The organism is Roseburia sp. AF02-12 (genome assembly GCF_003461765.1).
Taxonomy (GTDB): domain Bacteria; phylum Bacillota; class Clostridia; order Lachnospirales; family Lachnospiraceae; genus Roseburia_C; species Roseburia_C amylophila.
The window spans coordinates 166,857-179,205 of the sequence record NZ_QTXS01000003.1 but is presented as its reverse complement, the minus strand read 5'-3'; the positions used below and the strand labels follow the sequence as shown (position 1 = coordinate 179,205).

General features: G+C 36.5%; 14 protein-coding genes and 2 pseudogenes. All 16 read left to right on the top strand.

Features of this window, described 5'->3' with window-relative positions; all coding sequences use genetic code 11:
- Positions 1-412 (top strand): annotated as a pseudogene (locus tag DV740_RS14075) (hypothetical protein); the annotation flags it as partial.
- A gap of 59 nt (positions 413-471) precedes the next feature.
- The gene (locus DV740_RS14070; protein ID WP_118088387.1) at positions 472-1,509 is read left to right on the top strand and encodes a DUF4885 family protein; all 1,038 of its coding nucleotides are present in this window, start codon (positions 472-474) and stop codon (positions 1,507-1,509) included.
- Between the two features lie 82 nt (positions 1,510-1,591).
- Positions 1,592-2,212: a DUF6033 family protein gene (locus tag DV740_RS14065; RefSeq protein WP_242994363.1), complete on the top strand. Its 621-nt coding sequence runs from the start codon at positions 1,592-1,594 to the stop codon at positions 2,210-2,212.
- A 32-nt stretch (positions 2,213-2,244) separates the two neighbouring features.
- Positions 2,245-2,814, top strand: coding sequence for a sensor histidine kinase (locus DV740_RS14060; RefSeq protein WP_242994361.1), 570 nt, complete (start codon positions 2,245-2,247; stop codon positions 2,812-2,814).
- Positions 2,815-3,311: 497 nt separating this feature from the next.
- Positions 3,312-4,502: a DUF4885 family protein gene (locus DV740_RS14050; RefSeq protein ID WP_117699210.1), complete on the top strand. Its 1,191-nt coding sequence runs from the start codon at positions 3,312-3,314 to the stop codon at positions 4,500-4,502.
- A gap of 57 nt (positions 4,503-4,559) precedes the next feature.
- Positions 4,560-4,754: a hypothetical protein gene (locus DV740_RS14045; RefSeq protein WP_117699209.1), complete on the top strand. Its 195-nt coding sequence runs from the start codon at positions 4,560-4,562 to the stop codon at positions 4,752-4,754.
- Between the two features lie 20 nt (positions 4,755-4,774).
- Positions 4,775-4,939 (top strand): hypothetical protein, encoded by a 165-nt coding sequence (locus DV740_RS14860; RefSeq protein WP_158561579.1) that lies wholly within the window; start codon positions 4,775-4,777, stop codon positions 4,937-4,939.
- Between the two features lie 313 nt (positions 4,940-5,252).
- Complete coding sequence (locus DV740_RS14040) at positions 5,253-5,966, top strand: LytR/AlgR family response regulator transcription factor (RefSeq protein ID WP_055306784.1); 714 nt, start codon at positions 5,253-5,255, stop codon at positions 5,964-5,966.
- Entirely contained in the window at positions 5,963-7,333 is a 1,371-nt protein-coding gene (locus tag DV740_RS14035) for a sensor histidine kinase (RefSeq protein ID WP_118088386.1), read from the top strand. Before DV740_RS14040 ends, DV740_RS14035 begins: the two co-directional genes overlap by 4 nt.
- A 205-nt stretch (positions 7,334-7,538) precedes the next feature.
- Positions 7,539-8,315, top strand: a complete 777-nt coding sequence (locus DV740_RS14030) for a FlxA-like family protein (RefSeq protein WP_199534956.1) — start codon at positions 7,539-7,541, stop codon at positions 8,313-8,315.
- Positions 8,316-8,336: 21 nt separating this feature from the next.
- Positions 8,337-9,092: a flagellar filament capping protein FliD gene (gene fliD, locus DV740_RS15140; RefSeq protein ID WP_242986286.1), complete on the top strand. Its 756-nt coding sequence runs from the start codon at positions 8,337-8,339 to the stop codon at positions 9,090-9,092.
- Positions 9,093-9,121: 29 nt separating this feature from the next.
- Positions 9,122-10,021, top strand: coding sequence for a hypothetical protein (locus DV740_RS14020; protein ID WP_118088384.1), 900 nt, complete (start codon positions 9,122-9,124; stop codon positions 10,019-10,021).
- A gap of 27 nt (positions 10,022-10,048) precedes the next feature.
- Positions 10,049-10,996: a hypothetical protein gene (locus DV740_RS14015; protein WP_118088383.1), complete on the top strand. Its 948-nt coding sequence runs from the start codon at positions 10,049-10,051 to the stop codon at positions 10,994-10,996.
- A 40-nt stretch (positions 10,997-11,036) separates the two neighbouring features.
- Positions 11,037-11,786, top strand: a complete 750-nt coding sequence (locus DV740_RS14010) for a hypothetical protein (RefSeq protein WP_118088382.1) — start codon at positions 11,037-11,039, stop codon at positions 11,784-11,786.
- Positions 11,787-11,832: 46 nt separating this feature from the next.
- Positions 11,833-12,018 carry an HTH domain-containing protein gene (locus DV740_RS14995; RefSeq protein ID WP_118088381.1) on the top strand — a complete coding sequence of 62 codons (186 nt, stop codon included), beginning with the start codon at positions 11,833-11,835 and terminating at the stop codon, positions 12,016-12,018.
- Between the two features lie 26 nt (positions 12,019-12,044).
- Positions 12,045-12,349 (top strand): annotated as a pseudogene (locus DV740_RS14000) (hypothetical protein); the annotation flags it as partial.

Below are 12,349 nucleotides of genomic sequence, written 5' to 3'. Positions count from 1 at the left end.
AGCGAACAGTGATGCGCAGGCGGCATATGAACAGTTAAAAGCGAATAACAGAATCTACCAGTTTGCAGATGAAAAGACCAAAAAGCAGATTGCATATATTAGTGATTATTACCTTCAGACAGTGCCGGAGAGTGTAAAGGCGGCGTGGCAGGAAACATTGGAAGAAACTGGTTTTAATCCATTTCAGACGGATGTAACCAGTACATTAACGCAGTTATCTGTAGAGCAGGATTTTCTGACAGGTGGTGATGACAATATTTTTGGTGAAACGAAAGAAAGTTGTTTAGCAGCTATCGACAAAGTATTGGAGAGAATAGAAAATCCGTTGGCAGCAGTTACAGAGGAAAGGGCAGCATATCTGCAGCAGGAAAAAGAATTTTATACCGTACTGGCATCTAAAATAAGAGAATAAAATGCCGGGAGGAATTTAAAGATACAGATTATAAGACTTATATAAGGCAGGGGGATAATATGGTTACTGTAAATAATTCTGACTATTATAATAACATTCCAGCGGGCAGGGATTTAAACAACCTGCCCAATACTTCCAGTGCTGGTACAACTGTAGGTTATCAATATGATGGACTTACAGAGGAGGATCGTTTCGTACAAAAAGTTTTGCAGGAGCATTATGATAAAGTGTACAAAGAAAATTTGTCTCATTCTGATCCAATGGCATATATCGAATCAAAATATTGTGATGTGACCTCACCTAATTTTTGCTCATATATGACAGAAGACCAGCGTTCCATAGCTTACCGTACAGAGAAAAGAATGTTACAATCCGGAGGAAAACCTGTGGGTGGATTTGCACGGTATGATTATGCATTAAGGAATTACAAGGATGTATATACAGGTGGTTCAAGAAGTGTTGGTTATGTACGCAATACTGACAGGGAAAAACAGCATGCCAGAAGTGTTGTAAATCAGCAAATTTCAAATCTACTTTCAAAGAATGGGATATCAATATCAAAACAGGCAGATTTGGTATTTTCTATTGACCCATATACATATCAACTAACGGTGTCGGGAAATGCAGATAGAGATACATTATCGCAGATAGAAAAATTGCTGAATGAAGGAGATAATGCAAAAAATATTTGGACGCATGCGTGGATTTGTATGCATGATGCAGATAATGAAATTGTTAATTCGCAGGCAAATATGACAAAGGCAAACCAATATTCTTTATGGCATGAAGTGTATGAGACAACTGGATATGATGCACGCAATGCGACATATAAAAATGGTACTTTTATTGCAGAGGATGGTACAGATTTACTGGCATTGTTTAAGGAAAAATCTAAAAATGGTGCAGGGTATGAACTTTATTCTAAGAGATGGCTGCAATATGCTAAAAATGGCTGGAAGAAAGAAAATGATTTGGTATTAAAAATAGGATTTGACAGCAGTGGATTGTATGATATAGGGCAGGAAAGAGGATATGGAGCAACGCAGAATATGTGGATGAAAGGTATTAGTCAAAGTATATTTGAAGCTAGCGTGTGATCAATATTATATTGATTCTGAGAGAAATCCAACAGGTGGCATAGTTGGAAGGACTCCGAATAATGAAAGGAGATATGTTAATATGGCAGTTACAGGAATAGGAACTTATGCGTCATATACGAATAGTTATGGCAATACACAAAATGCTGGAAACAAAACGGGCAGGACATATAAGAATGCCCATGAATATAAGAACTATTTAACACAAAAATACGATTGTTTACGAAGCAGGGATTATTCCGTAAATATAAACAGTTCTCTTTTGTCAGAGGCTATGGGAGATGAAAAGACAAAACAATGGTTGGAGTACAATTTATCGCTAATACCAAAAACAATAGAACAGTCAAGAGCTTATGTGGCAGCAAGAGGAGCAAAGATACTGAGTTATAGTATTACTATAAATGGATATGATAGCATGAGTTCTGTAATGTGTACTCAAGATGAAGTTGATCCGGGAACAGAAAAAGCAAGGAAAGAACTTGAAGAAAGACTCGAGAAAAGGAAAGCAGAAAAGAAAGAGACAGAGGAAAGACTGGAAAAACAGCGTGCCGAAAAACAGGAGCAGGAAGAACGGCAATATAATCTGAAAATTGATGGAAAAGATGTAGATGACCTGACAGGAAAAATGGTGGAATTGCTAGGTACTTCAACTTCTATAGGAGTGACAGAAAATGGAGTTTCGGCATTTGATGTGCTGGCATAGAAACTGATATGAGTATGCCGGGATGTATTGACATGCAGAATGTATTTTTATTTCTTTCAGTGGGACTGGTTGCGATTAACCTTATCCTTATGGAGTTCATGCAGAATACCATTGAAAAAGAAGAGAGAATAAAAATTGCGGTACTTACGGAACAAAATCAGAAAAATCGTATTGCAGATTATCAGGACCGGGAAGAAATCTATGAGCGTCAGCGAAGAAAAATGCACGATTATAAAAATCAGCTTTCCACAATCCAGACATTGATAAAGAATGGACACACAGATGAGGCACTTTCATTTACGCAGAAGCTGACAGAGAGCATAGCTGTCGAGATGTCGGCAATCAACACAAATCATCCGGTGGTCAATGCTGTTTTAAACCAGAAGTACCGCAGCATGCAGGAGAAACACATAGCAGTGATCCTAAAAGTAGGGGATCTGCAGGAGATCTGTCTGGAGGAGGAAGAGATCGTGATCCTGCTCTCCAATTTACTGGATAATGCAATCCGGGAGAGTGAAAAAGTACTGAAAAATACCGGAAAAGCGGTCATTCATCTGAAATTAGAGTGCGAAGATCATAAACTGATATTTGCGGTAGTATGAACAGACAATGATATTCTGTATTTTAGAAATATAATATTTTTCTGTAGGATCAAATAATGTTAGCTTTGATGTTATTGGAGCGTCACCGGAAGAATGATATGGTTATGCAGGTCCGGTAGGAAAGAGTGGACTAGAAACAGCTAATGATGGAGAAACTTGGTGGGAGAAACGTCATAAGCGGTTGGAGGAATTTATTGAAGAACAGATTGAAAAAAATCAAAAGGAACATTTGATAAAACGTAAACAAATGGAAGATGTATATAGAAGTCGGACATATGAAAGTAAACAAAGACTGTCCAATCTATTGAATAACTCAAATGCTAACAGTGATAATGTCAATATTCAGTCATTGGTGTCAACAGCAGCTTCTAGTTATGAAAAGAGCATTGAGATGGTATCTCATGATAAAATCTGAATTATTACATGATTATAATCAAATTATTGGATGAACAATAATTTTGTTTATAAAATATTAGAAGAAGGAGGTTGGTGATATTATGAATATATTTTTTAACAGCCGAATAAATGCTAATCAGTCATTGCTTAATGTTCTGTTTGGTCAACAGCAAAAAGCGGCAAGCAGTCAAAACACTGGTTGTAGAGGCACAAGAGATACCTTAACGATAAGTGCATCGGGAAAGGAAAAACTGACAAAAAGTACAAGTGGAAGAACACATAATACAAGTATTGACAGTAGCATTGACTTAAAGTCCTATATAGTTTCAGCAAAAAAAACGAATCAAGAGCTCATTGAGAATGCAGGAACACAGATTAATGCGAAAACAAGTGAATATATGAGTACAGGTAAAGCATTTAGGGCGGCATTAACGGAAAAGTATTCTAAGCTTGCCGCAGAAGCAAAAACACATTCTAACCCAGAAAATTATATTCATTCCAAGTATTTTGATAAGAGTTCAGAGTATTACGAGACTAATTTGACTGATACAGAACGTAGGATTGCATATAATTATGAGATGCAGATGTGCCGGACAGGAAAAATAAATGGTGTAAATTATCAGGATTCTTTGTTCAGGGGAATTGAAGTGGACGGCGACAGTGTAGATTCGGATAAAATCCAATTTGAAAGAGCATTGGTAAATTCGCAGATTTCAAATATTTTAAAGCAGGCTGGTGTCGATACATCTTCTATTACGAAAGATTGTACTTTTACTGTCGATCCATACAGTTACGAGATAACGGTAGATGGCGTGGATGAAGAAACAAAGGTGTTGATGCAGAATGCTTTAAATGTAGGTAATAATGGGAAAAATCTCTATAAGCATATCTATTATTGCTCAACACAAGATGGCTGTGAGAGTTCTCAAGTAACAGAGGAATCAAAGATGAAATACGAAGCATATCATCAGGTTTATAGTTATACAGGATATGAATTAGACAAACTTGAGGAAAAAAATGGGACATATTATACGGAGTCGGGAGAGAATATATTAGACTTAGTGGATAGTGCAGTTGAAAGTTCCGGAAAAGTTCCGAAAGAGTTTAAGCAGCAAATGAATAATTGGATACATGACCTGGTTTCAACTATTTCAACCAGAGGATGGAACAATGTGCCAGATATGACTTTAAGCATTTTATATGGAAAGAGCAGCTTAAAGGATATGAACCAGTTGATTACATACCAGTATGAAGCTGATCGTATGAACAGACAATGGTATTCTGTGCTTTAGAAATATAATATTTTTTTGCAAACTGGTTGAAAAATTACGAAAAAAGGAGAACCCTGTATGGGAATTGGAATCATCCAGAATCATAGTCAGTATAAGAATATTTGTGGTAATTATACATATCATATGCCGGCTCCGGTATGCCAATCAAAAATGAAGGACTTAGGTGATGAATTTGTTCTGACGGAAAAAATGATGGAGACAATAATCTTTATCGTAATGCTTTTACGGGGGCATCTACAAGTGCAACAGTAAAAGGATACGGTTCGGGAGTTGTGGATTTATCGTTATTGAACATTGGCACCAATAAGAACAATCGTTTTATTGGTTTATTGAGTAATGACAGGGATGAGGAATATCGTCTGGCTGGCTATGTAGAGGAATTAGATCGTTTTTTGAATAAGGTATCAAATGGGAACGTAACAGTAGATGATTTATGATGTTCTGGCTTATAAAAAGGAAAATGGGACGATTCCAAGATATCAGATTCAGATGGATGTGGGAGGCAATTAAAATAAGTAGTATAGGAAGTCAGTAGTGCATGAATAAACTGCTGACTTCTTTTTTTGATAGATACAGTCACTCCCAGGAGCGTGTGCCGGATAAAACAAATTAACAGGAGGCAGATAAAGCGATATATGTGATATTCTATTTCACAACAAAAAAAGGTCTGTTCACAACATGGTGGCTAGCTATTTAAAGAACTTTTCCGATATTATAAATATAATTGTATGTAAGTAAGGAAGTGACAAGATGCAAATAGCAATCTGTGATGATGAAAAATCTATAGGATTGATATTAGAAGAAAAAATAAAGAAATTATTGCCAGATGCAGTAATAGATAAATATTTATCTGGTGATGAATTGATTGCAAGTGGTTGTGAGCCGGATATTCTATTTTTGGATATTCAGATGCCAGGAATGGATGGAATGGAAACGGCAAGGATTCTGCGTCAGAAAAATGAAAGAATGGTATTGATATTTGTAACTGCTGTGGAGGAGTATGTTTTTCAGGCATTTGATGTTGCAGCATTTCATTATCTGGTGAAACCGTTTTCAGATGAAAAATTTGAAGAAGTTGTGAAACGTGCAGTCAGAAGCATTGAAAAATATTCTGAAAATCAATCGGATGAAAAATACATGATGGTGCAGTCCGGAGGAAGCCATATGAAAGTGTTTTTGAAGGATATTGTGTATGCTGAGGTATATAATCGAAAAGTCATTATCCATACACGGGATACGAATATTGAATATTATGGAAAATTGCAGGAACTGAGTGAAATTGCGGGAGCAGATTTTTTTCGTACACACAGAGCCTACCTCGTACATTTCAAATATGTTCAGAAATATGATGCAAATTGTGTGACGATGGAAAATGGAACTGCATTGATTGCAAAACAGAATTATTCTGAGTTTGTAAAACAATATTTGAAATATAATCAGAGGAAAGGAAAAGAAATCGGATGAGTTTGGTAGAAAAATGCTGGATGGTTACATCGAAAATTTCTGTTATCGCACTCCTTATGATTACAGGAATCTATTTTGGAAAATTTGTTTGTCCCTATATAAAAAAGAAAAAAGGGGCTGTGGCAGTCAGTATTGTTTATATTACGATTATGCTTGTTTTATATATGATTCCGCCACAGATTGATAATTTTTCCGCATATCTGATTGGAGTTATAGCAGCGTTTCTTGTGATGTATGCAGAGGACAGAAGAAATATATATCAGAAAATATTTCTTGCAATTACGTTCTTTTCTATCCGATGGTTAACGGTTGCAATGGCAGCCAGACTTGATGATCTTGTTACAAAAGCACTTGTATTTCGGAATATGAGTGCAGAAAAAGTGTGGTTGCAATACGGACTATATGTTGGAACCAGAGTTTTGGATATTGTACTTTGTATTGCTTTTATTGCGGTTGCAATAGGACTGATCAATAAAGCGTATATATACAAAAAAGATGAAATGAGCATCAAAGAGATGGTAATGCTTATTATACCTTCACTTGTAGGCGTCACTGGGTATGGCATTTTACAATATTATCTCATGATATACGAAAGAGATACTGGAAAGAACTTGATTGATACATATGGATTTTATGGAGCTTTAAGCTTTTTACACTATCTGATTTCCATAGTTGCTATTCTTGTTGTGATTGTAATGTTTCAAAACTGGAAAGAGATGCAGGAAGAACAGCGGGGACAAGAGCTGGTATTAAATCAGATCAGTGACATGAAAAAGCATATCGAGGAAGTCGAAAAGTTGTATCGGGATATCCGCTCCATGCGCCATGATATGGGAAATCATATACAGACACTGGAACATCTGGTGGCACATAATAATATGGATGATGCTACAGAATACTTGGAACATCTGAAAAATGAATGGGACGAGGTATCTCCGGAAATAAAGACAGGAAGTCCGGTAATTGATGTCATTTTGATGGAAAAGCTGAGAGAAGCAAAAGAAAGGCAGATTCGGTTTCTGTCGGATTTTCATTATCCGCAGAATACGAAGTTAAATGCATTTGATTTGAGTGTGATCATGAATAATGCCTTGAATAACTGCATGGAAAATGTAAGTGGAGATGATCCGTATATCAGCATTTCTTCTTTTCGGAAAAACAGTATCTTTATGATAACCATAAAAAACAGTTTTTGGGGTCAGCTTAATTTTGGTGACAGCGATTTGCCAGAAACAACCAAATCTGGGAGGGAACATGGAATGGGTCTGAATAACATTCGCCGGGTTGCCAGAATGTATATGGGAGATATATCTTTGGAGCAGGGAAATGAGGAAGTAATCCTTAGCATTATGATGCAGGTAGAATAAAGAAATAAATTGGCACTATGTATTTTGTAAATTACAGAAATATGTAGTGATTTCTTGATGCTTCACAACGAAAAAAGGGCGGTTCACAACATCACGGTTTATTGTGAAGAAAGATATGCCGAAAGAAAAAATAAAGAGAAATCATGTTATACAGATTTTCAGGAAACGGATTTCAGAGTATTAGCTCAAGGAGGACAACGAAATGATGAAAATTAATGGATTTAACGGAACGAATACGCAGACAGGAGCAATAGGAATGGCACAGGCGAATGATTCTGTGAGTAAAAATATTCAGAATCAGATTGCAAATGCACAGCAGAAATTGCAGGACTTATCATCAAATGAAGAACTGTCATTAGAGGATAAGATGAAGAAACGTCAGGAGATACAACAGGAAATTACAAATCTCAATCAACAGTTAAGACAGCACCAGATTGAACAGAGAAAGGAACAGCAGAGTAAAAAATCATCTATGGATGATATGGTGGCTGGTACAAAAAATACATCTGCAAAGAAAGGAACAGGCTTGTCACAGGCAGGTATGCGGGCAATGATTTCCGCAGATTCATCTATGAAGCAAGCAAAAGTGCAGGGTAGTATGGCAACACAGATGGAAGGAAGAGCCGGTGTGCTTGAGTCTGAAATCAAGCAGGATGCTGGAAAAGGCAATACCGAAAAGAAAGAAGAAGAACTGGCAGATTTGCAGGCAAAAGCGCAGTCTGCAACAGTAGCACAGATGTCTTCACTTTCAGATGCAAATAAATCTATGGAAGAAGCAGCAAAGACAGACAACAGTACAGATGCAGCAGAAACAAAGAAGGATCAACCTCAGAAAGCAGAGAATACACAGGAAAATGCAGATACGACAACAGATGCATCAGAGAATGCAGATATCAAAACAGAAACAGCAGAAACAATAACAAATCCAGCATCAGAAAGTGGACAGTCGGTAGTATATACACCGATAGATATACGTTTATAGTTCAGAAAGGAGGCTGGTGTTATGTCAGAAATCAAAAGTTTTAGTGATTATACAAGTAAATATAACAGCAATGTAGATTTTTCAGCGTTGTTTAGTGGAACGTCAGATAGTTCATCAGTAGGCAATACAAATATGCTTTCTGATTATGCTGCAATCAAAAATGGAAGCTATGGAAAACTTATGAAAGCATATTATGCAAAACAGGATGCTGAAAAATTATCGGGAAAAGGTGATACTTCACAAAAACTTACCTTGATGAAAACAAGTGCAGATTCTCTGAAAAAATCAGCAGATGCTTTGAATGACTCTTCTCTTTGGGAAAAAAAGAAAATAAAAAAGAAAGATGAAAAAACGGGGGAAGAGATTGAGGTAGAGGATTATGACTGGGATAAAATCACCAAGGCAGTAAAATCTTTTGTTGAAGATTATAATGATGTAGTTAAGGAAGCCGGAGAATCTAATACAAAGGATGTATTGCGAAATGCTTCATGGATGACTGGAATGACAGACAAAAACAGTAATATGCTTGCCAAAATAGGTATTACCATAGGAAAAGGAAACAAGTTGGAATTAGATGAGGATGCTTTAAAGCAGGCAGATATCAGTTCGCTGAAAACGGTCTTTACAGGATATAATTCTTTTGTAAGCAAAATATCGCAGAAAGCAACTGGTATATCGAATGCTGCAAACCGGGCGAGTGCAACCTATACAAATAATGGTACGTACTCTAAGACGGATGCTTCTTTGACATCGAGCAAGATAGATAAAGAAGTATAGAAAGTGTGGACTAACTTAGGGAGGTTGCTATGAAAGTTCAAGGAAATAGGTATATTAATAATCCAGAGATGATAAAAAATAAGGTTGAGAAGAAAACAACTGTTCCTCAGAATATTATTTCGGAGGATGATGTGAAAATCAGTGATTCAGCAAGAAAGTTAGTTGAGACTGCTCGTAATAAGGTATCGGATTTTCATACAATGCATTTTTCATCTATTAATGGAGAAATAAGAGAGATACCTGCAGAATATAAATGTGAAAATTTGTTTCAATTGGAATTAAAGGCGTCTTCTATTTCAGGAGATCGAAGTGTCTTTGAGGGACATTCTGAGAATCAGGCTGCGGTTTTTGAGAAGTGGATAGATGAAAATGCGGCAGAATATTTATCAGAAGATGAAAGAAATACATTAAAAGAGCAGATCGGCACAATGGTGGCAGCGGTAGATGACTTGAATGCCAGGGAAGGGTATCGTGGTACTTCATTTGAATCGGTATTTTTATTAAGTGCAAGTGAGGCTGGATTAAACAAAATAAATAAAATGTATGTCCCGGAGCAATTACAGGCAGGTTTTTCAGATATGATTGACGAATATGTTCATTTTAATGAGTCGGCACGCAATTCTATCATGGAGAGAATGACACCGGATTATATGGTTGTCGGAATAGGGAGCAAAACAGAAGCTTATAAGTACAAATCAGAAATCATCTCCGATGAGAGAGCTTTCTATACGAATGAGAAAATGGAAATGACCGGTTTGTGTGACAAATTTTTAAATGATGAAATAGATAAGGATTCATTTTATGATGGGCTGAAAGGTTACTTGAATCATTACTATGAAAACAGATATGAATTAAGAAATCAGCCGGGAAGTGTTAGAGAAAAATCAAACGATATGCTGGACAAATTGCAGCATATGTTTGGCGTTTAATGTTGAAAAAGGGTTTGGAGACTAGCTATGAAGACAGTAACAGATGTAAACACAGTAAACCAGCTATTGACATATTCAAAGCAAGCAGAGGCAGGAATACACCAAAAAGCAATACAGATGTTGCTTGGAGTAGGAAATAATAAAAAACAGGACAGTTTAAGTATTTCTGATGCTGCACGAGGCTTTTCAAAGCAATCAATAGCTGCACTGATAGATAAAAATGCGAATATTTCTAACAGTGAATTGGCTTATTATTTTGCAAACTATAATAATTCAAGTGCTATTTTGAATGCAATCAATTTTGGGGAGAATGTTTCCTGTGGATATAATTCTGATTTTAAGGAGTACGGGGTTATTTCCTTTGACCTTAATGGGAGCAGACAGGTAGTACCTAATTATGCAGTACCGAAAATGAATACAAGCACCATGTCAGGCATTTGTGCTGCAAATAATTCTTTGGTATTAAGTAATAAAAGTTATTATTCATGGACAACATCAAGTGGCGGTAAATATACATGGACGGTCAACAATGGAAGGATAGGCTGGGCAGCCTCGGAATCGTTGCTTGCAGAGAATACAAATCAAAAAGGGACAAATTATAAGTGGGAAATGCGCAAAGCAAGTAATATTTTATCTGATCTGGCACAGGGAAAGAGTGTGTGGGGTTATCTCTACAGTAATGAGGAAGTACTGTCAGTCTGTGAGAAAGTCGGGATTTCTCCGGGATTCTTTTCTATAGATACGGGAGCAGGAAAACACACTTATTTATTGCAGGAATCAGGAAAGACCATAAATGTTGACGCCAAGATAAAACAGTTAAATGATATAAACTGGATAGAAATCGGGTATAAAGAAGGAGATACGTTTTCCGTTTATGGTAAAGAGTATGCTATTGACAGCAGTGGGCATATCAATGTTTCGGCAGAAGATGAATTTACATCAACGGAAATTAAATATCCAAGTCGTTCAATATAATAGAAATTATTTTAAGTTTCAATAACAGGGAGGTAGGATTATGGCAATTACAGGTATCAATAACAGCAGTTGCACATCGTATTATGCTTCAAATTACAAGAATACTGTTAAAAAAACAGATAGTGAAAAGGATAGTACAAATACAAAAGACGGCAACGTGACAACAAGTACAGTTGAATTAAAAACATCACGTCCCGGTGTGACAAAAACAGAGCAGATTAAGACGGGGTATAGCAATGTAAATGATTATTCAAAATACTTGCAAGGAAAATACCATTATATGAATACGGGAATGACTTCAATGCAAGAGGTTCCGACAACAGTATCCGTTTCAAGTGCATTTTTACAGAAGTGTATGAATGATCCGGAAAAAGCAAAGTATCTGGAGGAAAACTTAGCAGCCATTCCAGATTGTGCAAAAAGTGCGGTGAATGGATGTTTGGGCACTTTGACAAATCTGAGTTATAAGGTTGATGAAAACGGAAATATTTCGGTGGCAATATCTGGTACAAATGATCCAGATGGGAAAATAGCGAAAGAGAATGCTGAACGAAAAGTAAAAGAGAACAGAGAAAAAGAGGAAAAGGTAAAAGAAAAAAGAGCTGCTAAAAAAGCAGAGGAAGAAAAAGCTGCAAAGCAACGTGCAGAAAAATCGGCAGAAAGAAAAGAAACGGGTGATTATACCTTATCCATAACTGGTAATGATGTAAAAAGTATGACACAGAGCCTTGTAGCAGAATCTGTGAGTATTTCTGCACCTGATAGATCAAGTTTTGATATTAAGGCATAAGAGGGTTCGGTAAAAGGAAAATATCAAATCAATGCATTAGTTGGAAGTGCTTGTTTCCTATCATGGCATATCCAAGCTAACGATAGCAAAAATGGCTGGTGTTGAGGAAAATGATATTGACAGGCTTTTAGCCAATCCACCAGAAAAGATTGAAATCGAAGTAAAGTATAAAATTGCTGTGACGGTTATGGAACTGCGATTTTGGCTAAAAGATTGTGAATCACCGATATAATCGGGATTTGTGAGTAGAGGGCACTTATGAAAAATAAAAGTATCAATCAAGTTTCCATAATAAATGGTGAAGATGGTCCCACAAGTGTTTTTATATTTGGAGAAGCTCAAAAGCAATCTCTAAAGATTAGAATCCGAAATGCTATCTATCAATCCAGACGAAAAAGGATAGAAAAGAGAATAGCGGCCAACCCGCATACCCTTGCGGAAGTGGTGCAATACGCAAAGGATCATTATGATTTAGTGGAAATCAATCCTGCCGCAACAAATTGGATAGAACGACAGAAAAATCTAAAAGCTAGTTTGATTATGCAGCATAAACCAGAACTTTT